The organism is Bacillus sp. NTK071, from assembly GCF_017303315.1.
Taxonomy (GTDB): Bacteria; Bacillota; Bacilli; order Bacillales; family Guptibacillaceae; genus Guptibacillus.
Map to the genome: position 1 here is coordinate 1 of NZ_JAFKOI010000006.1, position 22,579 is coordinate 22,579.

The window sequence follows — 22,579 nt, forward strand, 5'->3', positions numbered from 1 at the left end:
CAGACACTGAGAAGCCGGCCAATACACGACTTTAGACGATCGTAAGATCAGTCCATGCAGGAGCATACGCCGGCCTCTGCGTTAGGATGAGACTCAACGCAGGAATGTAGGCACAAGATGCCAGGAGAAATGGGAGGGTGAGTCCACCTAGCAAGCAGAGATCATAGGTGCCCATCATTGTAAAATAGGGAGGCCCTTCCAGTCTCTTGACGCAACGCGTAAGCATCATTCCCTTTATTTTGAACAATTTAAAAATAAAGGAATATTAAACTGGACTATACGGTGAGAAACTTTTTTCAAAAAAGAATAAAGTGGTTTAAACCCCTGTCATAATAACTTTTTCCGAGGGAGTCGAGCTCCTTCCGCTCCAATCAACTCCGTAATATTGCTTATTTATACGTTGCCCCTATAAATAAGCATATGTTTATAAAAAAAACTGTCTGGTAAACTATAGTAAAGAAATGAAAAGAGGTGCTGTATGTATTTTGGTAAAGTAAAGGATCATAACCATGACCGTCTTCCGCCAAACCAGCAACTTACATCAGGCTGGCCTGTCCTGCATGTAGGAGATGTGCCTTATTACAACAAGGATTTATCGAATTGGGATTTAAGAATAGGTGGATTGGTTGATCGTCCAACCGTTCTAACATTTGATCAATTGTTAGCCTTACCTGAAACCTCTCAACAAAACGATATTCACTGTGTAACAGGGTGGTCAAAGTTCGATAATGAATGGCAAGGCATTTCAACCCGTGCGATAGCCGAACATGTTGGAATTCGAAAAGAAGCGAAGTTTGTGATGCTAGAAGCGGAAGAGGGATGGACGACTAATGTTCCGCTTGATGATTTTCTAGCCGAAACGAGTCTTTTGGCGTACAAGCATAATGGGGAATCGTTAACACCTGAGCACGGTTACCCATTACGAATGGTGATTCCACATTTGTATTTCTGGAAAAGCGCTAAATGGGTAAGAGCAATTAAATTTAGATCTGAAGATCAACAAGGATTTTGGGAACGGAATGGGTACCATATGTATGGGGATCCTTGGAAAGAACAGCGATTTGCGTGGGATTAATGAGCAGAATATCATAAGAAAACGTTCAGCCTAAAGAGCTGAACGTTTTTGGTATGACAGATTAAATTTCGAGATTATCCAAAGTAGATTTAAGTTTTTCTTGTTGTTTCTCTAATCCATCAATAGCGAACTCTACCATTCTTTCATAGTGCTTTAAAATGAGTTGACCGTATGTTGTTCCTGGAACAGCCCACTTTCCGTTTAATGCTTGCCACGTTGTAGCAGATCCTCTTTGAACGAGTGAAAAGCGCGGATCTACTAGTTTGTCACCTACAGGTAATGGTTTAGTTGAAGTGTAGGCGTAGAGATGCTGAAGATGAGCGATAACACCTGTTGAAGCATCAGGAAAAGATGCACCAGCAGCGCCTCCTCCAGTCGCCCCTAAACCAGCAAAGTTGTTTTGTTCTGGTTTAACGTCACCTGTGAATCGGAAAAAGTTCGTTTCATGAATGGCTTGAGCCAAAGCTATATCTCCGCGTATACCGTAACGTTTACTGTGAGAAAGATAGAGTGCCCCAAGGTTTGGTGCTTTCGAGTTAATTGAACGAATATAAGCATTCATTTGAGCCGCTGTTAAAATTGTAGGTCCTTGAATAGGGTGCCCTTTGTCTGGTTCCGGCTCAGGCTCAGGCTTAGGGGGTTCTTCAGGTGGTGTGATTTTGTCTATTAGCACAAATGCTTCAAATCCTGCTTTGTTTAACCTTTCAACAAGTGCATCTGCATTTTCCATTTCCTTAAATGCGCCTGCCTGGACTCGATAAAAGGTTTGATCATTTACGACTGCCGTTACAACAAAAGCGTTGAACCCTTTCTGGATTAGAAGATTTAATTGGTCGTCCGCCAATTCCCTTTTACTGAATGATCCTGCAATGACTTTATACAACGAACCTTCTGGTGGAGCGGGTTTAAGTGGTAAATTCATAGCAGCTGCTGTAGCATCTGCTATGCCATTTGACATGTCCATAATAAATGCAGGACTTGTGAGAAGTTTAAGATCAGAAGCATTATCCACAAACAATACTTCGATCAGCATAGCACTCATATTCGTTTCGCGTAGAACATGGAAGTTTGCACGTTTTCTACCGCGATTCAAAATTTGATACTTTTTGAGAACAGAGTTTGCAATTCTGTCGTGAATCCTTGCTTGAAGTTGAATTGTTTCACTTGGAATTGTTCCATTGTAGATATAGCTCTCAAATCCACTTCCACCTGAGGCGTTGTGGTGAATACTAAGGAAGAAATCCGGTTTTAATGCATTCGCAAAGTCAGTTCTTTCCTTCAATTCCATCGTTTTGTCTGAATCTCGAGTAAGAACAACTTTGACATCATATTTCGACAGAAGACGATCTCTAACCATACGTGAAATAAGAAAGTTGAAATTTTTTTCCTTATAAGTCTTAAATGTCGCGCCTGGGTCAGATCCGCCGTGTCCAGGGTCAATGACAATTAATTTCAATATACTCCCTCCATCTATGTCGGATACTAGTAGTATATTAAAAAAACGAGAATTGGCATGGACAAACTCAACAATTTGGAGGTTTTTGGTATAAATAGGCTTTTAAGGAATGAGTTCATATAGTGGTTTAACAGATGGGTCTTTCGAGATGTGCTCAGGATATATGAACCCCCGGCCATCGTCTTGAAAAGATAGCCCCGCTTTCTTGTAACATTCTTGAACAAATTCTGAACAAATATATTTATCATTTCGAATTGATGTAAGATCATCGATCACGACGCTTGCGAGGATTTTCACTATTTCTTCAATATCATATGGTTGACCTGTTAAGTCTGCTCCACGCCTAAGCATAGCGTTCAATTTGTTAGGAACAAGGTCCTTTACAGCTGAATGTCTTGCAAGATAAAGATTACCTTTGTATGGTTTACCAGAATTTCGATAGTCACTGAAGTAATGAGAGAGCGGAACAATTCGAACACCATAGCTTTCAACACTTTCTAGAATCATCAATCGATCTACCCATTGGAAAATAAGAGATACATGGCTAAACCGAGACTTAGAAACTTTTTGGATGATTTTACTGACAGGATAAGAGCCGCTACAAAGAAGGAGATCGCCTGTTTGGATGTCCCCACGAATAGATTGGTAGTTGTGAATGGGTAAACCTGTAAATCGGTCAGTAGACATTGTTACCTCCTTAAGGTCAGTCTACCTTTCTAGTTAGATATATAACTCTATTATCCTTTTTTGGAATTATAAATAACTAGTAAAAAGAGAAAATAGGTAAATTAGTTTCAGTTTAAATAAACTGTTGTGCTTTCTGAATGATTGGATCTATAGTAAGAAGTGAGGTGAATCGTAATGGACTTTTTTGAATTTATTGTTTTACTTGCTTTTCTTATCATGGCTGCAAATGTTATTAAACCTTTTATTGGTTCGACAAGAAAAAGAGCTGCAATCTTTGCGTTTTTGTGGCTTGCTTTGTACATAGCTGTTTGGGGCATGCCTTCTTTTATGAGTCCTGAACCGGATAAAGTGAATGGTAATGGGAATGAAGCTATATCTGACAATCAAAAAAATGAAGATGAAGCACCTGTTGAGATGAAGGAGGAGCAAGCGCGTATTGAGGAAGAAATTGATTTTGATCCAGTCTCAATTGAGCTAATTGTTAATGCAAAAGAGTTACTAGGATTATCAAGAGAAGAGTTCCTATCCAACTTTCCGCAGAAGATTGATCCTGATGAAAAGGACCCTATGAAAATGACTTTCGAGAATGGTGAAGTAACTTTTAAGAATAATATTGCCATTTCGATGACCTATTTCCCGGAAGCGCTACACTATCCAGACGACAATAGACTTCTTCTTGCAAGTCTTGGTTTTGAGGTTGAAGAATTAAGGAAAGGTTCTAATCCATTCGAAAAACCAGTTACTATTTATTTAATTGATGGCTTTTCTGATGTCACGATCTATGGAGAAGATAGCGGAGAGAATCAAATAATCGATAAAATATATTTAAAGAAAGAATATTATCCGCCTTCCAACCAATCAGATGATGAAGAAACGGAAGAATAGAAAACTCGCATAATATGCGAGTTTTTTCATGTTCTAACGGCAATGCGGTAAGAAAGGAGAAGCATAATTGTAGATATTAGGGTTGTGACCACTACCCATGACCAGGCGAGCGTCATTTGACCAGAGTCAATTGCAACATAAATGGCTGTGGGCATGGTTTGTGTTTTGCCAGGAAGGTTTCCAGCGAACATTAACGTCGCCCCGAATTCTCCAAGTGCCCTGGCGAAACTTAAGATGACACCAGATAGTAACGCGTTAGAAGCTAGCGGAATCGAAACCTTTTGAAGCACCATCCACCTTCCTGCACCATCGACACGGGCTGCATCTTCAATATCCCGATCTACCGATTCGAACCCGACCTTTGCTGATTGGTACATAAGTGGAAAGGCAACGACGCTAGCGGCTATAACGCCAGCCTGCCATGTAAACACAAGGGGGTGGTGGAAGATCGCTTCAATCCATTGTCCGATTGGGCTCGAGGCTCCGAAAAGGACAAGAAGAATGAAACCAACTACGGAAGGAGGGAGCACGAGCGGGAGCATAATAATTGTATCAATAATGCTTTTTCCTCTAAAAGTTCTCCCAGCCATCAATCTGCTGACGGAGATCCCAAGTACTGTCACAATAACACTTGCTACAAGTGAGATTTTCAGTGATATCCAGATGGGATCAAGAAAGTTAACCATCGGTTCTCACTTCTTTCCTTGAAATCCATATTTCTTAAATATAGTCATAGCCTCTTGGCTTTGTAGGAAAGCGAAGAAGGTTTGGGTTTCTTTACGCGCATCCCCTACAACACCTGCCGGGTAAGTAATTGGTGAGTAAGTGCCAAGAGGAGCTTCTGCCACAAGACTTACATTGTTAGATGTTAAGTAATCCGTCTTATACACGATACCAGCATCAGCATTGCCTGTTTCAACATAAGTAAGCACCTGTCGAACATCTTTCCCGAAAATGAGTTGATCATGTAGCTTGTCCAGCATTTGCAATGATTCCAATGCTTCTTTCGCATAAGCGCCAGCTGGGACGGTTTCAGGTGTGCCAATTGCAATTCGGTCTATGCTGTCTGACAGTAAGTCATCCCATCCTGTCAGCGATGTTCCTTCATTTGTTATAAGAACAAGCTTATTGCTTAATAAATTCGTATGTAGTTCTGGATCAATCAAATCATCTTTTATTAACTCTGTAAAATGATCCTCTGACGCTGATAGGAAGACATCGATTGGAGCACCCTGCTTGATTTGGTTGGCAAGAACACCAGAAGAAGCAAGATTAAGGTTAACATCTGTATCAGGGTGATCTTCTTCGTATTTTGCACTCAGTTCCTCCATAGCATCACTCAAGCTTGAAGCTGCAGCAATCGTTAGAGTTGATTGTTCTGCTTCATTTGTCCCGCAACCCGAAATAACGAAAAGGAGAAGAAAGAGTGTTAATAAATGCTTCATATGTAAGGTCCTTTCATAATCTAATCTTTCATCTATTATAACGGAGAATGAGATTTTTGCACGGAATGAATGCCTAAAAAAGGGTTCATTTCCCAAACTATGTGTTGGAAACGAACCCTTCTATTATGATAGTTCTTCATTCTAATATTAGCGTCTTTTTTAAAGGGTAATTTCTCAAAAATTGTTGCTTGTAAAAGAATTTTTGTATAAAGAATCAAACTTGGCTGATTGGAGTGTAAGGATGCTCAGCGCCCGCCCCGCGGAAAGCGAGCATCCTGGAGCGGAAATCCCTCACTCTTATAGCAACAAAGTATACGAAAAAAGCTACTTATAAAATAACTTTGGCTTTGAAAGAAGCGCATTGTTTTTGCAAATTGGGTGCTCGATCTTTGAACTACATTTGTTTTCAAACTTATGGTCAATTACCTGCTTATAAGGGGGAGGAGTTAATTTTACATGGCGATCTTCACGATAAGGTGTGTCAATCATTTGGCCACGGCTATTTTCTTCTCTGCTTATTTCGGATACGACGATCGAACCAATTTGTTTTCCAAGTCGAAGTCCTTCTGAGTTATCAATCGGGAAATGAACGCCTGCGTAAAGTCTAGAGTCGGCGCATTCTTCGGCAAGTTCAAATAGACGTTTTCTCTCTGTTGGAAAGAAGTAAGATAAGATTTCTGCTGTAACTCCTGCTACGGTTGCATGTCCTGAAGGATACGTTGGATGTCTGGGGGTACAGACAATCGTAGCGAGTTCTTGATCAAGCTGGTTTGGCCTTGCGACATTCCATCTGTATTTTAAGTACCAGGCAGTTGTGAAAGCATCGTTCATTCCTGCTGATACGCACGCGATAATTCGAGCTGCTCGAGCGGCTGTTACACCGTAGTTATCAATTAACTTATCAATGATCGGGGTCCATTGTTTGCTAGCTACTCCTGTTCCCCAATACTCTGCTAACGTCACTTCATGGGGAGTAACGTGATCTAACGTTTCTTTTACTTCCTCTAGTTCTGCATCCCAATCAATTGTTGAAGGATGCTTGATTGCCAAGCGTATCGGCCTTCCATTAAGCGTCTCAAAGCGTCCGAGTGGCTTGTTTCGGATGTAATAATCCGGCCACGATCCTGCATAAGGTTCTTCTGGATTATGAGGGGGAGTGCTTTCGCCAGCGTAAGGAAGCTCTGACCACTTTTCATAACTATCTGCCATCGCTTATTCCTCCTTGAATCACTACTTCCTATAGTAAATGCGACCTAGTGGGAAGAGGTGCGAAAATTGGAGGGCCAACAAATAATGAATTAGCGTGCTAAACCATTGCGAATGGCATACACAGCAGCCTGTGTGCGATCTTGTACCTCAAGCTTACTTAAAATATGGCTAACATGGGTTTTAACCGTCTTTAAACCAATATATAATTCTTCCGCAATCTGGTTATTCGTCTTGCCCTGACCAATTAGGAGAAGGACTTCTTTTTCTCTTTTCGTTAACTCATCATGTAGCTGGGATTTATGTTTCGTACGAAATTGATTCATCATTCGCTGAGCCACTTTTTGTTCGATCACGCTTTCTTCTAGAACTGCTTTACGTATAGTGGAGATGATTTCGTCTGCTGAAGCTGTTTTAAGAAGGTAGCTGAAAGCGCCAGCTTCAATTGCTGGGAAAACCTGTTCATCATCATAAAAGCTCGTAATGATGATGATTTTGATTGAGGGGTAGTGTGCCATGATCTCTCGTGTTGCTTCAATTCCGGTCATCTCTGGCATAATCAAGTCCATTAAAATCACGTCAGGTTTCATTTCCTTAGCGATTGAAACAGCTTCCCTCCCATTACTTGCTTCACCAACGATACGAAAATCAGGCTCTGTTAATAAATAGGCTTTCAAGCCCTTTCTTACCATATCGTGGTCATCTACGATCATTAAATTAACGTTATTGGTCATGTTTTGAATCCTCCATTGGAACGCGAACTTCCACTAGCGTTCCTTCCTCTATTCGTGATACTATGCTAAGCTGACTTCCTATTTCATCACAGCGTTCTTGCATGGAGCCAAGGCCATATGCACCTTTTCGATCGTGCTCCATCGTAAAGCCTGTACCATTATCTTTAATTTGCAGAAGCAATTGATTGTTTTTCAGTTTGCATGTGATGTGAATATCAGAGGCATCAGCATGCCTTAGTGCATTCCCAAGGCTTTCCTGAACAATACGAAATAAATTATCTTCAATTCCTTTCGACAACTCAGGAAGTTGATCTAATAAAAGGTGGAAGTCTACACCTGACTTCTTTTGTAACTCCTGAATGAGCTTCTCAATTCCATCGCCTAATGTATCATCTGAAAGGTGTACGGGTCTTAAGTGGAGAAGAAGCGCTCGCATTTCGACTTGAGCCTTACTTGCTAGATCAGCAACATCAATCATCTGCGTTTTAGCTGTTTCCATATCTCTATCCATTACCTTAAGGGCAGCAGAGGACATCATGTTTAACGCAAAAAGCTGCTGACTTACCGCATCATGGAGGTCACGTGCGAGCCTTTGGCGTTCTTCAATAATCGCTGCTCCTCTAGCTTGATCGGCTAAATCAGCCTTTTGGTTGGCGAGATTTTGTAAGGATGTCACTTGCTTTTGAAGTTTTTCAGCAAGTTCATTTAATTCTTCACTAATCGTTCCAATTTCGTCTTTTTCCGCCATCTCAACTCGCTCTGAGAACTTTCCCTTTGATAGACTTTTAATGTGCATTGATAGATCTTCAAGTCGATCTTTAACTGAACTTGTATTTTTATAACTGAAGTAGCTTCCCACAATAAGAACAATAATCATAGTAACGATTGGGAACACTAGACTAAGCACAAGCTCAGAAATGGGAGAGAATAGTAGCCAGATTTGGACAAATAAGAAAAAGATAAGGCCCGCAAATAACGATATATAAAGAGTGGATTTAAAGAACGTCCACCTTAATGTTAAGCTTTTCAAACGTCTGAATCCTCCTTTAAATCCGATCTACTCTTACATCGAGTACGGAAAAGTCAAATTGAAACACTAGTCGTTGCATGGATTCTTCAAAGTCCACCGTCTGGTAATCAAGAGAGTGACCGCGTCCAACTGCATCCTGGTTGTGTTTATCGATCTTTGCTGAAATAACATGAGCACTACCTTCAACCTTGAAAGGTATTTCTTCTGGTATGAGAATGGAAATATCACCTACGAAGCCTGATAGGTTGATAACTATTTCTTCCTCAGGAATAAAAGTAGTGGAAAAGTCGAAGTCATAATCACAAACAAAGCTCCAGTCGTGAATGGATTCAACTTTCCAGTTTTCTTTCTTATAGGAGTGTGAACGGACAAGACTGAATCCGTGATTATTACGAAATTTCCCAAGCAACTTAATTCCGATAAATACAAAAAGGAGTGGCCACAGTTTCCATATGCTCCACAAACTAAAGGTAATGATGTGGAAACGATCCATAACCAGAAGCAAGCCGAGTGTTAAGAATAGGACTCCTGTGGACATCCGCTTCTTTTTCTTTGTAGGCATTAGTGCGTCTACAACATACTTTCCTCCGAGTAAAAACAACAGGAATGGATAAAAAAAGACAAAGGCTTCCGTCATTTCCATGGAAATAATGCCGATATTTATAAGAAGAAGAAAAATACCGAGAGCTACAAATGACATAGCCGCCAGGAATTGTCCTGTGTGAAAATGCTTCATACGATCTCCTCAATTCATTCTGTCTCCTAGAAAACATATTTGACAGTAATAATCATTAATCCTGCACTTCTAAAGATTGTTGTTTTGAAAGAGGTTTTGTGAAGAAATCCACACTTAGCAAATTGTAGCGGAAGGATGCTCGACTCCTGCGGGATTAGCGGGACAGGTGAGACCCCACAGGCGCGCCTTAAGCGTGCCGAGGAGGCTCACCGCCCGCCCCGCGGAAAGCGAGCATCCTGGAGCGGAAATCAACCACTAACTTTATAGAAACAATCATTAACAAAACAGTGCTTCTTAAAAAGATTCAGAATTTAAATGTTCCTATTAGTATAGTTGAATTATAGAAAGAACAAATGTAGTTGAAGGTTGATTTTTTCTCCGTCTAGAGACTGATTTTTCATGTTAAAATGTAGAAGATTAGTGGAAAGTCTCTAATATGAGAAGGATGAAAGGCAAATGAAATCGAATAGAGTATAATGAGTGAGGTTTCTTATGAGAGAGGGAATGGAATGAAACAAAAACGCATGTTTAAACTGGCTCTTGCAGGATGTGTTCTAGGCATCGTCGCAGCAGTGCTCTCCCGGTTTAATGTGGTACCTCTAATACAGGTCAGAGATATATCGTTTCTAACTGCTTTTATCTTTCCTGTTGTTGCAATCGTAGGCTGTTATTTGATGAAAGCAAAACCGATCGTGGGTGGGTTCAGTTTACTTGTTTCAGCAGCAGGCGGGATCATTTTTCTATCTATTTTCTATATCATTCCAGCTGCTTTTCTTGTTATATCCGGATTCTTTAGCATTCTCTTGAAAGAAGAGACGCAACTGGTAGCGAACAAATAAACCGCTCCTGTGTAAGGGCGGTTTTGTTATGCCTTCGAAAGGAATTCGCGAATTGCTTTCGTCGTCTCCTCAGGTCTTTCTTCTGGAATCAGATGGCCGGTATGAGAGAATACAAGAAGATCTGCATCCGGCAGATCTTTTTTCATTCGCTCACCCACTCGGAGCGGAACGAGCCGATCGTCACTTCCCCATATTAATAAAGTGGGGAAATTAATTTTGTTCAGTGCCTTTGTTGATAAGTCTTCTTCTCGCTCACGAATGAGTCGGGAAAGAGCAAGGTAGAAGCCCTTCTCATTAAAGGCTGTTGTATATCCATCAATCACTTTCTTTGTTAGAAGTGTTTCATCATAAACCAAATGCTCGAAATTTTTCTGGAGGTTAATCGCACTCATTGAAATGCTCAAACAATAAGGAAAGAAGGGAAGGTAAGAGCATAGTCTGAGACCTGGGGAAGACGATTTAATATAACTTGAGCTACATAATAATATAAGCTTTTCAATTCGTTCAGGATGTTGAATACATGTACGCAGTGCTATTTGACCTCCCATTGAGTGACCAACTAGAACGGCTTTATCAATACTCATTTCTTCAAGCAGTGCATTAGTAAGTGCGGCATACTCATGAAGGGAATAGTGAATATCGCAACTTTTCTCACTTTCACCAAAGCCAGGTAAATCGAAACACAAGAGATTGTACTCTTTATGTAGGAGCGGAAGTAGCTTACGGAAACTAAAAGATGACGAAAGAAAGCCGTGAATAAAGACAAGTGTTGGAGCGCTTATGTTCGGATGCTTGTAATACTCATATGAAAGCGTAACATTTCCAATTTTTCTCTTTTCTTTCATGTGGGCAAACACGAATAATCGCTCCTCTCTAATCGTCTATCTAAAGTTTGGCTTAAATTCAAGAAGATTATCCGACTAGAAGGTTGTTTGGATGATTACATCCAGTCATGTTCAATGAACAAAAAAAAAGACGAGGCATTTGCCTCGTCTATCAAAAGGGGGAATATAGATAGCTTACTACTTCTGTTATTCCCAAAGTTTGAGAAGAATATACCTTTTTTATAAAAATGCTTTTTTCGTATATATTGTTGCTATAAGAGTGGGTTAATTTCCGCTCCAATTAGCGAAGCGTGGTGTTTTATATTAAAGTTCTTTTACTAATAAGCAAGTAATGACGTGATTAAAACAATCAGGATAGCAGCTGGAACGATGTAGCGAATTAAGCCATACCAGATTGGGAAAATCACTCGACCAATACTTGATGACATCATCACTTCACTTGAAAGGATCTCTCGTTTCATCTTTCGTGATACGAAAATTGAGATGAGTAGTGCACCAACCGGCATCAACAGGTTACTTGCAAGAAAGTCCATTGCATCAAAAATCGATCTTCCAAAGATTGATACATCTGCTAGCACTCCAAAAGATAAAGCAGAAGGAATACCTAGCAAAAAGACAAAAAATCCAGCAATCCAGGAGACTTTCTTACGATTTCCTTTGCCACGAGTGACAGTGGATACAATGATTTCCAATAGTGAAAAAGCAGACGTTAAGGTTGCGAACAGCAAGAGGGCCATGAAGATGGTAAAGAACAAACCTCCAAATGCCATCTGGTTAAAAACAGCTGGCAGTACCGTGAAGATTAATCCAGCTCCTCCTGAAGGTTCAAATCCAAATGCGAAGACGGCAGGGAAGATCGCAAGCCCAGCAAGAAACGAAATAAACACGTTTAGGGAAACGACAGAAATGACAGACCCTGTCAAGTCAGCGTTCTTATCAAGGTAAGAGCTGTATGTAACCATCAATGAGATTCCGACGCTGAGTGCAAAGAATGATTGTCCCAGTGCATCAAGGACGCCTTCAGCTGTAAGCTTTGTTAGATCTGGCTGTAAGAAGAATGCGACACCTTCCATTGCGCCATCAAGTGAAAGGGAACGAGCAACAAGTACTAAGAAGAGCACAAAGAGTGCTGGCATCATATAGCGACTTGCTGTTTCAATCCCTTTCTGGACTCCGAATTGGACGATCGCGATCGTGATAGCTAGAAAAGCTGCCTGTGTAATTAGTGAGGTAGAAGGGCTACCGATAATTTCGCCGAATAGTTGCTCATATCTGCTGTTTGGAAGTCCTGTTAAGGACCCTGAAAAGCTTCTAAGCAAATAGGTAATAACCCATCCTCCGATGACACTATAGAAGGAGAGGATAATAAAGGAAGCTGTTACTCCAAGATAGCCTAACCACTTCCATTTGGGATTACCCGAAATGGATTCGTAAGAAGAGACAGCGTTTTGTTGTGAATGCCGACCAACTACGAATTCAGCAAGCAACATGGGAGCACCAACGGCAAATGTGAAAAGAAGAAAAACAAGGAAAAAAGCGCCTCCACCGTTTGTGCCAGCCATATATGGGAATTTCCACAGTGCACCAAGTCCAATAGCGGATCCTGCTGATGCGAGTACAAATCCGAACTTGGAAGACCATTGATCATTTGATTTCATATTGTCACCTCATATGGAATAAGTCCTAATGCATTTTATCACTATAGCGAGCGGAAAGTATTCAGTCAATATCAAATATTCTTGTATTTATTTACCACTTGGTGTAAGGGTTGATGTGATTGGGTTTTCAAGAGTTTCCTGTGATAATTTTATTTTGAAAGTAAATCCTTATAAGGACAGAAATAAATATTCTTGCTATTCCCTTAGTGGAGATGTATTATTTTAAAAAAAGGGCTAGTAGGATGCTTTGTCTTGACACAATATCTATGTTATACTAGTTAAGTTGAAAAAATTTGTTAGGAGTGTTTTCATGGCAGAACAATATAACGTCGGTGATATCGTAGAAGGGAAGGTAACTGGTATTAAGCCTTTTGGCGCGTTCGTTGCAATTGACGACCAAAAGCAAGGTCTAGTTCACATCTCTGAAATTTCTCACGGCTACGTAAAAAATATCGAAGACCAACTTACTGTTGGAGACGAAGTTAAAGTTAAAATCCTTAACGTTGAAGAAGGTTCAGGTAAAATCTCTCTTTCAATCCGTGCTACTCAGCCTAAGCCTGAGCGTCCGGAAAGAAAGCCTCGCCCAGCAGCTCCAAGCGGCGGTGGAAACAAGAAACAACAACAAACTTCTTCTCCACAAGGCTTCAACACGCTTGAAGATAAGCTTAAAGACTGGTTGAAAGAGTCTAACGACCGTCAAGCACAGTTGAACAAACGTCTTAAGAAGTAAGTGATGAAAGAAGGCAGCCATATGGCTGCCTTTTTTTGTGTAGATAAGAAAATAGAAAAATCAGTTGAGTCTAGCTCCAGCGCCCAGGTTCTCGAGTCGCTTCAGTCTTTCCGATGAACACAAAGAACGTGTTCACCGGAAAGCCTTCCATCGCTTGTCGAACCTACCGGGCGCTTGCGCTTTTCATGATCTAGCTCCAGCGCCTACCCGCTCGATATCTTAAGCCAAGCCTCATTGTGGCAAAGAGCGCCACATTGAGCCTCGTCTTAAGCTTGTCGCGGGTGAACAAGGCGCTTGCGCTTTTCAATGTCTAGCTTCAGCGCCCAGGTTCTCGAGTCGCTTCAGTCTTTCCGATGAACACAAAGAACGTGTTCACCGGAAAGCCTTCCAGCGCTTGTCGAACCTACCGGGCGCTTGCGCTTTTCTAAATTATGTTGTTGCTCGATCTGGTTCGTGTGAAAGCTCTTCAGTCGGCTTGAATAGTAAAGTTAGGCTATAAAGTCCGCTTAACCCAACAAGACCATATACAATTCGTGCAAGCGCAGCGTTTTGCCCGCCGAAAATAGCAGCTACAAGGTCAAATTGGAAAAATCCAATGAGGCCCCAGTTGATCGCACCAATGATGACTAATGCAAGAGCAACCCTTTGTATTGTGCTCATGAGACTCCCTCCTTTTATTAGGAAACATAGCGGTTCATACATAAGATAACTCGTCTTGTTAAAGATTATTCACAGCTGACAAACATTTCTAATAAGCACTTTACTTTATTTAAATTATTGAATGAGGCATAATAAACGTGATTTGAAATGAAAGGGGACATAACATTGAATAATTTTACATTCCAGAATCCAACGAAATTGATTTTCGGTAAAGGGCAACTTGAAGCTCTTAAGAATGAAATTCCACAATACGGTAAGAAAGTCCTCGTTGTTTATGGCGGAGGAAGCATTAAGAAGAACGGTGTTTATGATAGCGTGATGAAAACATTAGACGAAATTGGTGCAGAAGTTTCTGAGCTAAGTGGGGTAGAACCGAACCCACGCTTAACAACTGTTCATAAAGGTGTCGACATTTGTAAAGAAAACGATATTGATTTCATCCTAGCAGTAGGTGGCGGTAGTGTAATTGACTGCACAAAAGCTATTTCTGCAGGTGCTAAATATGATGGAGACGTATGGGACTTCGTAACGAAGAAAGCAGCTCCAAAAGAAGCTCTTCCATTCGGTACGGTTCTAACGCTAGCTGCAACTGGTTCTGAAATGAACCCTGGTTCTGTTATTACTAACTGGGAAACACAAGAAAAATACGGCTGGGGACACCCACTCGTACACCCTAAATTCTCAATTCTTGATCCAGAAAACACGTACACTGTACCTAAGAACCACACAGTATACGGAATGGTAGACATGATGTCTCACGTACTTGAGCAGTACTTCCACCCAGAAACAGAAACTGAGCTTCAAGAAAACATGCAGTTCTCTGTTCTTGAAACAGTGATGGATACAGCTCCGAAATTGCTTGAAGACATGGAAAATTACGACCACCGTGCAACCATCATGCTAAGTGGTACAGTAGCTCTTAACCAATCTCTACAGATGGGAGTTCGCGGTGACTGGGCTTCTCATAACATCGAGCACGCCGTATCAGCTGTATACGATATTCCACATGCTGGTGGTCTTGCGATCCTGTTCCCGAACTGGATGAGACACAACCTTGATGTGAACGTAGGTAAGTTCAAGCGTCTTGCTGTTAAGGTTCTTGGTGTAAGCGAAGAAGGGAAGACAGATCGCGATATCGCTCTTGAAGGTATCGATAAGCTAAGCGCGTTCTGGAGCAGCCTTGGTGCACCAAACCGTCTTGCTGATTACGATATTGATGATAGCAAGATTGACCTTATGGCTGATCGTGCAATGGCGAATGGGGCTTTTGGTAATTTCAAGTCCCTTGAGCGCGACGATGTTATTGCGATTTTGAAAGCTTCTCTATAAGAAGAATGTAGTTAAGGACCGTTCCGTTTGGAGCGGTCTTTTCTTGCTTTAGCTGGGAGTGATTTTTAGCTCATTTACGCCATTTGTGACAGCCACGGTTAGAGCAAATGAATTTGCTCACCGTGGCTGTCACACATGGCGACCTTTCAGCAGAGCTGAAAGGCGATTGAAACGAAGCGTTTCAATCGAATGAGCTAAAAATCGAGCGAAGAAAATTGTGCCCTAAAGTTATAAAAAGATTTAAGTTCAAAGCAGTTCTAAGATGTTTATAAAGAAATTAATAAGGTATACGCTTACATGGGTCGGTGTTCTTGATTTCGAATAGTTCTTGGGCTAAAGTAAAATGTGAGTGAACAAAAAATGATAATTGGAGGCTAACTATGACTTCAAAAGTAAGTTTTGACTATTCAAAAGCATTGTCGTTTGTTGGCGAACATGAAGTAACATACATGAAGGATGCAGTGAAGGCTGCACATGAAGCGCTACATAATTCAACAGGTGCAGGCAGCGATTTTCTTGGCTGGCTTACGCTTCCACATGATTATGATAAAGAAGAATTCTCACGTATTCAGAAATCAGCTGAGAAGATTAAATCAGATTCTGACGTTCTTCTTGTTGTTGGAATTGGTGGATCTTATCTTGGAGCTCGTGCTGCGATTGAAATGTTGAACCATTCTTTCTATAACGTTCTTACGAAAGAAGAGCGCAAAACACCTCAGGTCTTCTTTGTAGGGAATAACATTAGCTCGACGTACGTGAAAGATCTCTTCAGCGTACTTGAAGGAAAAGACGTTTCGGTTAACGTCATTTCGAAATCAGGTACAACGACAGAGCCTGCAATTGCGTTCCGTATTTTCCGTAAGTTCTTAGAAGAGAAGTACGGTGTAGAAGAAGCAAGACGCCGCATTTATGCTACAACTGACAAGTCAAAAGGTGCTCTTAAGACACTTGCTGACGAAGAAGGTTACGAAAGCTTCGTAATTCCTGATGATGTTGGTGGACGCTATTCTGTTCTAACTGCAGTAGGACTTCTTCCAATCGCAGCTAGCGGAATCTCGATTGAAGACATGATGAAAGGTGCGCAGGATGCTCAAGATGACTTGAACACACCTGACCTTGCATCAAACCAGGCCTATCAGTACGCAGCTGTTCGTAATGCCCTTTACAACAAAGGCAAGAACATCGAGCTACTTGTGAACTACGAGCCATCTCTACACTATTTCTCTGAATGGTGGAAGCAACTTTTCGGTGAAAGTGAAGGAAAAGACAACAAAGGTTTATTCCCAGCTTCTGTAGATTTCTCAACAGATCTTCATTCAATGGGTCAATACGTTCAGGATGGCCGTCGTAGCCTTTTCGAAACAGTATTGAACGTTGAGAAGGCACGTCATGAAATCACGATCGAAGAAGACGATAAGAACTTGGACAAGCTTAACTACCTAGCTGGTGAAACAATGGACTTTGTTAACCAGAAAGCATTTGAAGGGACTATGCTTGCTCATACAGATGGTGATGTTCCGAACTTAATCGTGAACATTCCAGAAATGACGGCTTACCACTTCGGTTACCTTGCATTTTTCTTTGAAAAAGCATGTGCCGTATCAGGTTACCTTCTAGGCGTGAATCCATTTGATCAGCCTGGAGTTGAAGCTTACAAGACAAACATGTTCGCGCTTCTAGGCAAGCCAGGATTTGAGAAAGAAAAAGCAGAGCTTGAGGATCGCCTTAATTCTCACGAATAGAAATCAGAAGAGAGTGCCGTGGGCACTCTCTTCTTTTTGTAAGAGTAGGTTGATTTCCGCTCCAGGTGCTCGCTTTCCGCGGGGCGGGCGGTGAGCCTCCTCGGCGCATAGAAACATTGCGCCTGTGGGGTCTCACCTGTCCCGCTAGTCCCGCAGGAGTCGAGCACCTTCCGCTCCAATCAACTTTACATGTTGAATTTTTATACCAAACCTTTTTCAAGAAAAAATCCTTATTAAAAAAATAGGAAAGGTTACATTTTGTGAAGTCTAGCTTCAGCTACCTACTCGAGATCTTTCGCAAGCGAACAAGTTGCTGATACTTTATAAACATGAAATCTCCCTGTTTGGACACGATAAGCGTAGACTACCTAAACAGGGAGGAAACACCAATGATTACAATGAATTCCGTGCTCGAAGGCAAAACAATTGAACTTAGCATTATGGAAGACAAGCTTCGTCAATTAGGCTACAGCTATGGTGGCGGTTGGGAGTATGATCATGGCTATTTTGATTATAAAATCGATGACGAGGACGGCTATCTTTTTCTAAGAGTACCGATTAAGGCTGTTAAAAAAGAGCTTGATGCGGATGGCGCAATCGTTGAAATCGGTCAGCCGTTCATGCTCTCTCATATGTACCAAGCAGGAGTCGACCCAAAAGGAAACATCACTAATATTACTGCTTCATTTAATCAGTTTCAGGAACCGACCGATAAGGATGCTGAAATTGATGAAAAGTGGTTGAAATATGGTGAGCGCTATTTGAAAGAACTTGATGCAGCGCTCATGCCTTATGTGTGAATAACGAGTAGACGGTCATCTGATTTAATAGGATACGTTGGAGGTGGATTCATGACGAGTTCATCTCCTCTTTTTACTCCAATCAAGAGGATGTCTTTTTCGTTTAGTCGCTGTGCTACATCACAAAATGAATCTTCATTGAAATGCTCGGCGCTCATAAACCCAAGCTGATTAGGTTTCAGATGAGTTAGCATCTCAAGTAACGTTGTTGAAATTCCATGTGAGAACACACTATTTGTCATCACGGTACTGAGTAGATGGGCACTCTCAATAATTTCATCAGCGCCAGCACGTTCAGCATTCACAATTTGTTCTGGAGATAGAATCTCCACAATCGTATAGATCGAGGGGTTAATTCCCTTTACGGTCAAAAGCGTTAGGATTGTTTGCATATCAACTTCAAGCTCACTTTTGTATTGATCAGCTGTGATGAGAACGGTTTGGGCATCTTTCACATTTGCACTACGTAACGTATTATCCTCACCTGGATTCCCACGAATAAAATGAATGCCTTCTTTTTGAAGTGGGTTTTCAGTCAGAGAATGGTCAATTAAGACAATTGCTCGTTCCGGCTGGTTAGAAAGCAGTGCTTTAATCGTATGCCTGCTCCTCGAATTCCAGCCAACAACAACAACATGGTTACTCCGCTCATAGCTTCGCTCACCACGGCCGAGCGCACCCTGTGTTATCACAAAAGATGAGGCAAGCTTTGCCATATAAAATGTCATAAATCCTGCACCAAACATGATAAAGATCATGGCAACAGATTTTCCTATAACTGATTCAGGTGAGGTATCTCCATAGCCGATCGTGGAAGCTGTCACGATCGCAAACCATACACCATCAAAAACACTTGGAAACATCTCTGGCTCTATCAGATGCATAATAAAACCCATTGTAACAAGAATAAGTACAATTAAAACACCGAGTTGTAATACCGGTGGATACCGAGATATATAATAAACGAAGTCACGCATTCTCAATTTCAAACGCTCTCCTTTCTCCACTCCCATTATGCCCATCATTAACTGGAAAAAAACGACACGATTGTGATCAATCGCAATAGGGTAAAGAAAGGATATGACAGTTTAAAAAAGGGTGATCAACATGAGAACTATATCATCATTCCTCGTATCGGTCGTTCGCCTCATCTTCGGCATCATCGAAGCGATTCTAGGAATTCGTATATTATTGAAATTATTCAGCGCAAACCCAGGGGCACCGTTCGTCCAATGGATCTACGACTTCTCAGCTCCATTGTTATATCCGTTCAGAAATATCTTTCCAACCACGGAATTCGCCGGGCAATACGTTGTTGAATTCTCTGCGGTGTTTGCACTGATTGTGTATAGCATAATTGCATCGCTAATTGTTCGATTTGTGGCGATGGGATTAATTGATCGGGAGAGAAGATAGGGTAGAAGAACGCTTGAGAAGAGCGTTTCTTTTATTATGGAAAAGATGAAGAAACCCTCGTGCATTCGCATGAGGGTTTTTATTGAGAGAGTATAGTGAAATAGAAATAACCATCAGCCCAAATTTCTAAAAAAGGATTATTCTTGATTTAAGTCAATGAAAACCTTCCTCAGACAACATACAATCGAGATAACATCAACGTCTGGGAGGTTTTTATATGAAATCAAAGAGAACAACGAAACAAAACATGCAGCAGAAAGCGGCAGTCTTTTCTGGTGTTGCACTACTTGTCATGACAGTTACTGTAATTTTTGCTCAGGGATATGTTCACAGTTCATTAGTCATTGATGGAGATGCAGTAGCGACATTGAAAAACATCCATGCATCTCAAGCCTTGTTTCGTCTTGAGGTACTTGGATGGCTTATCATTTTTATGACGGATCTGATCGTATCATGGGGTTTTTATCTATTCTTGAAGCCCTTCCATCAAGGATACGCATTATTAGCCGGTGGGCTTCGTTTCCTTTACACAGCTATTCTAGCCATTGCGGTTTCACATCTTGTGATAACCAATAATCTTGTTCAGAATTCATCGGATCGAGTGGCACAGCAAGCGATGGATTCCATCACAGCTTTTGAAGCAATCTGGTCATTTGGATTAATCATTTTTGGGCTTCATCTGATCGCAGTCGGCTTGGTCGCAATAGCTACAAAAAAGATACCGAAAGTGATGAGCATTCTAGTCATTATTGCGGGCTTCAGCTATTCCCTTATTCATTTCATGTACAATTTCATGCCACATATTGAAAATTTTACAGGGTTACTAGAATTGATTCTGATGGCACCAATGGTAATCGGTGAATTAGGTTTTGGGATATGGTTATTGGTGAAAGGGAGAAAAGTGACGATGGACTAATCAACTATTCTGAGGTGATTTGCTACGGACCGTTTCTTAATACGACTTAGAGATTCTGGCTTAATTCCCAGGTAGCTTGCTAGTTGGTACTGGGGTACCCGATCAATTAAATCTGGTCTTTTTTTCATCAAGTTTTGATAGCGCTCTTCTGGTGTCGAAGAGATGAAAGAGGAGAAATCATCCCTTATAGCACCCATATCTTCTTCCATCATTTTGCGAGTCATGTCCTCTAACAACGGATGCATGTCGTAAGCTTTCTGCTCAGTAGATAGATCACCTACAACAAGCGTACAGTCTTCCAAACAGCTAAGAGAATATGGAGATACTTTGTCAGGAGTATGCTGATTAAAGATCGTGGCACTCTGTTCCTCCGTAAAGAAATTGTACGTATTCTCATTTCCATTTTCATCTACAGCGTAAAGCCTGACACACCCTTTTAGAACAAAATAGCATTTGTCAGGAATTTCTCCCTGATGTAAAAGGATCGTTCCTTTCTTAAAAGCAGCAACAGGAACATCTACTGTCAGTTTTCTTAATTCGGATTCACTAAGATCAGAAAAGCGTTTCATATACTGGATAAGGACATCTTTCATGAAAGTCATCTCCCTAATCAAGATTTGTATTTACACGTAAGTATAACAATAGGAAACGGGTATAGGTAAGGCGGATTATAACAGCTTATTCAACTAACTAAGCAAATCCGCAAAAAAATTAAACATGATGCTTATACTCATTAGTATACTTAATGAAAAAGCTAAAGTAGGGGGAGATTAGGTTGAATCTATTTTTCTTCATTTCAGTAATTGTTGGGATGACTTATATTTTTTTGTGTTTTGTATTCCACTTTGACTTTAAAAAGAAGAAATTAGAGCTAGAAGAAAAGAAACTAGAGTTGGAACATAGGAAGTTTGAAGTCAATGAAGAAACTCAGGAACAAGGAGAAGAAAAGCTTTGAAAAGAGTCCAATGATTAATAGGTCTTCACTATACATCTCATACTATGGTAATTTGTCGATGACCACTTTCACATATTTCAAAAAACAAGTTGCCCTCTTAATAAAAGCTATGATAAAATAAATTTTGTCGACAGGAAATCGCTGTCATTTATACGGGGCATTAGCTCAGCTGGGAGAGCGCTACACTGGCAGTGTAGAGGTCAGCGGTTCGAGCCCGCTATGCTCCATCAATGGAAAACCCCCTCTTGCGGAAGCAGGAGGGGGTTTTTGTGGTTTTGGAATATAAGGTTTAAGTGTAGTCATAATAGTGATATATGGTACAGATCGACTCGTATTGTCTTTGGTTTTCTTCAATATCATTTACCAAGTGATCTATTTCCTTTTCATCGCTAATTCGGTTATTCTTACAAATAATAAACTCCTTATATTTACATACAGATATCTCTATAAACGAATATACGACAATAATAAACCGCTTTCATTTTGCTGGATGACTTTAAAATCATTTCTATGATAAAACTCCATTAACTCTCTGTTTTCTTGAAATTCTACACAAACGAATCGTAAAGCTGATAAGTCAAATATACGTTGGCAATTTTCAAGAGCGTATTCTAAAATTTCTTTGCCCTTTACGACTTTTTTATAATGATCATTTCTTCCTAATTGAGCAATTAGTATTGTATTGAAGGTAACGGCATTTTTGTCACCGGTTAGCTTACGTCGGGTGTTTCCAGAAACTTCTTCAGAAAAGTGGAAGGGTTTAATTAATAGGGTGAAGTAACCCACGATGTCTTTGTTAGTAGGATGAATAATGAGGCTCGTACGGGTAAGAGATCTTTTTTCGTTAGGGATCGAATTATTATGTAAGAAAGACTCCACGTCTTTGTTTTTACAAGTAAAGAATCTGGAAAGGTAATCATACAGTGTTTCTTCCTCTCCAGAGACCCCGATCAAACTAGATAGACTAATTATTTCCATTTGTTTGATTTTAAGATCTTTGCTGCGTGAGCAATTCTTTCATCTTTAGTTAAATTCAAATCATTGAAAGCATTAGTTTGTCTAATTTTTTTACGTGGAGTCTCAAGAATTTGACTTACTTCATCTTCATTAAGAACAAATTTTCCTGTTATGGCGGTAGTAGCCATATCCATTTCCTCCTCTTCGCACAATTTTATCACCTCCTAATTTGAACATAGGGGGTAACATTATATGCGTTATTAACCCATATTATACCACTTGAAGGTTTTTTAAGACAGTAGAAGGTATTGATTATTAAAGAGAAGGAATCACGGGGATGGTTCTAGTGATGCTATCTAGAAATAACAATGTTTGCGTGGTTCTAGATTGGGATCAGATATAGCAGTATCCTTGTATCATTAACGGTTCTAAAGATTCACTTTAAATTGATATTTCGCAGCAATACTCAAAGAAAACC

General features: G+C 40.6%; 25 protein-coding genes and 1 tRNA gene. 11 read left to right on the plus strand and 15 right to left on the minus strand.

Going from position 1 to position 22,579, the window contains the following annotated elements; all coding sequences use genetic code 11:
- Nucleotides 1-478: 478 nt before the first annotated feature.
- A complete protein-coding gene (locus JI666_RS11355; RefSeq protein WP_136947938.1) occupies nucleotides 479-1,075 on the plus strand; it encodes a sulfite oxidase-like oxidoreductase in 597 nt (198 codons plus the stop codon).
- 61 nt (nucleotides 1,076-1,136) lie between these two features.
- Here JI666_RS11355 and JI666_RS11360 read toward each other — a convergent pair whose 3' ends face one another.
- Together JI666_RS11360 and JI666_RS11365 are read right to left on the minus strand one after the other, a co-directional pair.
- Complete coding sequence (locus JI666_RS11360) at nucleotides 1,137-2,531, minus strand: N-acetylmuramoyl-L-alanine amidase (RefSeq protein WP_206891838.1); 1,395 nt, start codon at nucleotides 2,529-2,531, stop codon at nucleotides 1,137-1,139.
- A gap of 102 nt (nucleotides 2,532-2,633) precedes the next feature.
- Nucleotides 2,634-3,218 (minus strand): YiiX/YebB-like N1pC/P60 family cysteine hydrolase, encoded by a 585-nt coding sequence (locus tag JI666_RS11365; protein ID WP_206891839.1) that lies wholly within the window; start codon nucleotides 3,216-3,218, stop codon nucleotides 2,634-2,636.
- Nucleotides 3,219-3,392: 174 nt separating this feature from the next.
- Between JI666_RS11365 and JI666_RS11370 the strand changes: the two genes are divergently transcribed.
- Entirely contained in the window at nucleotides 3,393-4,103 is a 711-nt protein-coding gene (locus JI666_RS11370) for a hypothetical protein (protein WP_206891840.1), read from the plus strand.
- Nucleotides 4,104-4,129: 26 nt separating this feature from the next.
- On the opposite strand, the gene modB is transcribed toward JI666_RS11370, so the two are convergent.
- The 6 genes from modB to liaF all read right to left on the minus strand — a co-directional run bounded on the left by modB (nucleotide 4,130) and on the right by liaF (nucleotide 9,254).
- Entirely contained in the window at nucleotides 4,130-4,789 is a 660-nt protein-coding gene (gene modB / locus JI666_RS11375; protein WP_206891847.1) for a molybdate ABC transporter permease subunit, read from the minus strand.
- Between the two features lie 6 nt (nucleotides 4,790-4,795).
- Complete coding sequence (modA, locus tag JI666_RS11380) at nucleotides 4,796-5,548, minus strand: molybdate ABC transporter substrate-binding protein (protein ID WP_206891848.1); 753 nt, start codon at nucleotides 5,546-5,548, stop codon at nucleotides 4,796-4,798.
- A gap of 324 nt (nucleotides 5,549-5,872) precedes the next feature.
- Nucleotides 5,873-6,757, minus strand: a complete 885-nt coding sequence (locus JI666_RS11385) for a phosphatase PAP2 family protein (protein WP_206891852.1) — start codon at nucleotides 6,755-6,757, stop codon at nucleotides 5,873-5,875.
- A gap of 89 nt (nucleotides 6,758-6,846) precedes the next feature.
- On the minus strand, nucleotides 6,847-7,488 hold the full coding sequence (locus JI666_RS11390) for a response regulator (RefSeq protein ID WP_206891853.1): 642 nt from the start codon (nucleotides 7,486-7,488) through the stop codon (nucleotides 6,847-6,849).
- Complete coding sequence (locus tag JI666_RS11395; protein WP_206891854.1) at nucleotides 7,478-8,518, minus strand: sensor histidine kinase; 1,041 nt, start codon at nucleotides 8,516-8,518, stop codon at nucleotides 7,478-7,480. Before JI666_RS11395 ends, JI666_RS11390 begins: the two co-directional genes overlap by 11 nt.
- 16 nt (nucleotides 8,519-8,534) lie before the next feature.
- Nucleotides 8,535-9,254 carry a cell wall-active antibiotics response protein LiaF gene (liaF, locus tag JI666_RS11400; RefSeq protein ID WP_206891856.1) on the minus strand — a complete coding sequence of 240 codons (720 nt, stop codon included), beginning with the start codon at nucleotides 9,252-9,254 and terminating at the stop codon, nucleotides 8,535-8,537.
- A gap of 509 nt (nucleotides 9,255-9,763) precedes the next feature.
- On the opposite strand from liaF, the gene JI666_RS11405 reads away from it, so the two are divergent.
- Nucleotides 9,764-10,093, plus strand: coding sequence for a hypothetical protein (locus tag JI666_RS11405; protein WP_136947928.1), 330 nt, complete (start codon nucleotides 9,764-9,766; stop codon nucleotides 10,091-10,093).
- Between the two features lie 26 nt (nucleotides 10,094-10,119).
- Here JI666_RS11405 and JI666_RS11410 read toward each other — a convergent pair whose 3' ends face one another.
- Nucleotides 10,120-10,950, minus strand: a complete 831-nt coding sequence (locus JI666_RS11410) for an alpha/beta fold hydrolase (protein ID WP_206891858.1) — start codon at nucleotides 10,948-10,950, stop codon at nucleotides 10,120-10,122.
- A 305-nt stretch (nucleotides 10,951-11,255) separates the two neighbouring features.
- A complete protein-coding gene (locus tag JI666_RS11415; protein ID WP_206891866.1) occupies nucleotides 11,256-12,596 on the minus strand; it encodes a sodium-dependent transporter in 1,341 nt (446 codons plus the stop codon).
- A gap of 310 nt (nucleotides 12,597-12,906) precedes the next feature.
- Between JI666_RS11415 and yugI the strand changes: the two genes are divergently transcribed.
- Nucleotides 12,907-13,326, plus strand: coding sequence for a S1 domain-containing post-transcriptional regulator GSP13 (gene yugI / locus JI666_RS11420; protein ID WP_136947925.1), 420 nt, complete (start codon nucleotides 12,907-12,909; stop codon nucleotides 13,324-13,326).
- A gap of 429 nt (nucleotides 13,327-13,755) precedes the next feature.
- Here yugI and JI666_RS11425 read toward each other — a convergent pair whose 3' ends face one another.
- Nucleotides 13,756-13,986: a DUF378 domain-containing protein gene (locus JI666_RS11425; protein WP_206891868.1), complete on the minus strand. Its 231-nt coding sequence runs from the start codon at nucleotides 13,984-13,986 to the stop codon at nucleotides 13,756-13,758.
- A 165-nt stretch (nucleotides 13,987-14,151) separates the two neighbouring features.
- On the opposite strand from JI666_RS11425, the gene JI666_RS11430 reads away from it, so the two are divergent.
- From JI666_RS11430 to JI666_RS11440, 3 genes are all read left to right on the plus strand, one after another.
- On the plus strand, nucleotides 14,152-15,315 hold the full coding sequence (locus tag JI666_RS11430) for an iron-containing alcohol dehydrogenase (protein ID WP_206891870.1): 1,164 nt from the start codon (nucleotides 14,152-14,154) through the stop codon (nucleotides 15,313-15,315).
- A gap of 380 nt (nucleotides 15,316-15,695) precedes the next feature.
- Nucleotides 15,696-17,057 carry a glucose-6-phosphate isomerase gene (locus JI666_RS11435; RefSeq protein ID WP_206891872.1) on the plus strand — a complete coding sequence of 454 codons (1,362 nt, stop codon included), beginning with the start codon at nucleotides 15,696-15,698 and terminating at the stop codon, nucleotides 17,055-17,057.
- Between the two features lie 389 nt (nucleotides 17,058-17,446).
- Nucleotides 17,447-17,857, plus strand: coding sequence for a YugN-like family protein (locus JI666_RS11440; protein WP_206891874.1), 411 nt, complete (start codon nucleotides 17,447-17,449; stop codon nucleotides 17,855-17,857).
- Here JI666_RS11440 and JI666_RS11445 read toward each other — a convergent pair.
- On the minus strand, nucleotides 17,848-18,846 hold the full coding sequence (locus JI666_RS11445) for a potassium channel family protein (protein WP_206891886.1): 999 nt from the start codon (nucleotides 18,844-18,846) through the stop codon (nucleotides 17,848-17,850). The genes JI666_RS11440 and JI666_RS11445 overlap by 10 nt on opposite strands.
- 118 nt (nucleotides 18,847-18,964) lie before the next feature.
- Between JI666_RS11445 and JI666_RS11450 the strand changes: the two genes are divergently transcribed.
- Complete coding sequence (locus JI666_RS11450; RefSeq protein WP_206891888.1) at nucleotides 18,965-19,273, plus strand: YggT family protein; 309 nt, start codon at nucleotides 18,965-18,967, stop codon at nucleotides 19,271-19,273.
- A 217-nt stretch (nucleotides 19,274-19,490) separates the two neighbouring features.
- Nucleotides 19,491-20,189 carry a DUF4386 domain-containing protein gene (locus JI666_RS11455; protein WP_206891890.1) on the plus strand — a complete coding sequence of 233 codons (699 nt, stop codon included), beginning with the start codon at nucleotides 19,491-19,493 and terminating at the stop codon, nucleotides 20,187-20,189.
- Here JI666_RS11455 and JI666_RS11460 read toward each other — a convergent pair.
- Entirely contained in the window at nucleotides 20,186-20,782 is a 597-nt protein-coding gene (locus JI666_RS11460; protein ID WP_206891893.1) for a Crp/Fnr family transcriptional regulator, read from the minus strand. The two genes, JI666_RS11455 and JI666_RS11460, sit on opposite strands and share 4 nt — an antisense overlap.
- 182 nt (nucleotides 20,783-20,964) lie before the next feature.
- Between JI666_RS11460 and JI666_RS11465 the strand changes: the two genes are divergently transcribed.
- Both JI666_RS11465 and JI666_RS11470 read left to right on the plus strand, forming a co-directional pair.
- Nucleotides 20,965-21,144 (plus strand): hypothetical protein, encoded by a 180-nt coding sequence (locus JI666_RS11465; protein WP_206891895.1) that lies wholly within the window; start codon nucleotides 20,965-20,967, stop codon nucleotides 21,142-21,144.
- 154 nt (nucleotides 21,145-21,298) lie between these two features.
- Nucleotides 21,299-21,371: transfer RNA gene (locus tag JI666_RS11470), tRNA-Ala, on the plus strand.
- 217 nt (nucleotides 21,372-21,588) lie between these two features.
- Here JI666_RS11470 and JI666_RS11475 read toward each other — a convergent pair.
- Nucleotides 21,589-22,122 (minus strand): hypothetical protein, encoded by a 534-nt coding sequence (locus tag JI666_RS11475; protein WP_206891897.1) that lies wholly within the window; start codon nucleotides 22,120-22,122, stop codon nucleotides 21,589-21,591.
- Nucleotides 22,113-22,289 (minus strand): hypothetical protein, encoded by a 177-nt coding sequence (locus JI666_RS11480; protein WP_206891900.1) that lies wholly within the window; start codon nucleotides 22,287-22,289, stop codon nucleotides 22,113-22,115. Before JI666_RS11480 ends, JI666_RS11475 begins: the two co-directional genes overlap by 10 nt.
- Nucleotides 22,290-22,579 lie beyond the last annotated feature (290 nt).

Coding starts and splice junctions, on each gene's coding strand:
- JI666_RS11355 (WP_136947938.1), top strand. CDS start 479: ATGTATTTTGGTAAAGTAAAGGATCATAACCATGACCGTCTTCCGCCA.
- JI666_RS11365 (WP_206891839.1), bottom strand. CDS start 3,218: ATGTCTACTGACCGATTTACAGGTTTACCCATTCACAACTACCAATCT.
- JI666_RS11370 (WP_206891840.1), top strand. CDS start 3,393: ATGGACTTTTTTGAATTTATTGTTTTACTTGCTTTTCTTATCATGGCT.
- modB (WP_206891847.1), bottom strand. CDS start 4,789: ATGGTTAACTTTCTTGATCCCATCTGGATATCACTGAAAATCTCACTT.
- modA (WP_206891848.1), bottom strand. CDS start 5,548: ATGAAGCATTTATTAACACTCTTTCTTCTCCTTTTCGTTATTTCGGGT.
- JI666_RS11385 (WP_206891852.1), bottom strand. CDS start 6,757: ATGGCAGATAGTTATGAAAAGTGGTCAGAGCTTCCTTACGCTGGCGAA.
- JI666_RS11390 (WP_206891853.1), bottom strand. CDS start 7,488: ATGACCAATAACGTTAATTTAATGATCGTAGATGACCACGATATGGTA.
- liaF (WP_206891856.1), bottom strand. CDS start 9,254: ATGAAGCATTTTCACACAGGACAATTCCTGGCGGCTATGTCATTTGTA.
- JI666_RS11405 (WP_136947928.1), top strand. CDS start 9,764: ATGAAACAAAAACGCATGTTTAAACTGGCTCTTGCAGGATGTGTTCTA.
- JI666_RS11415 (WP_206891866.1), bottom strand. CDS start 12,596: ATGAAATCAAATGATCAATGGTCTTCCAAGTTCGGATTTGTACTCGCA.
- yugI (WP_136947925.1), top strand. CDS start 12,907: ATGGCAGAACAATATAACGTCGGTGATATCGTAGAAGGGAAGGTAACT.
- JI666_RS11425 (WP_206891868.1), bottom strand. CDS start 13,986: ATGAGCACAATACAAAGGGTTGCTCTTGCATTAGTCATCATTGGTGCG.
- JI666_RS11435 (WP_206891872.1), top strand. CDS start 15,696: ATGACTTCAAAAGTAAGTTTTGACTATTCAAAAGCATTGTCGTTTGTT.
- JI666_RS11440 (WP_206891874.1), top strand. CDS start 17,447: ATGATTACAATGAATTCCGTGCTCGAAGGCAAAACAATTGAACTTAGC.
- JI666_RS11450 (WP_206891888.1), top strand. CDS start 18,965: ATGAGAACTATATCATCATTCCTCGTATCGGTCGTTCGCCTCATCTTC.
- JI666_RS11455 (WP_206891890.1), top strand. CDS start 19,491: ATGAAATCAAAGAGAACAACGAAACAAAACATGCAGCAGAAAGCGGCA.
- JI666_RS11460 (WP_206891893.1), bottom strand. CDS start 20,782: ATGAAAGATGTCCTTATCCAGTATATGAAACGCTTTTCTGATCTTAGT.
- JI666_RS11475 (WP_206891897.1), bottom strand. CDS start 22,122: ATGGAAATAATTAGTCTATCTAGTTTGATCGGGGTCTCTGGAGAGGAA.
- JI666_RS11480 (WP_206891900.1), bottom strand. CDS start 22,289: ATGGCTACTACCGCCATAACAGGAAAATTTGTTCTTAATGAAGATGAA.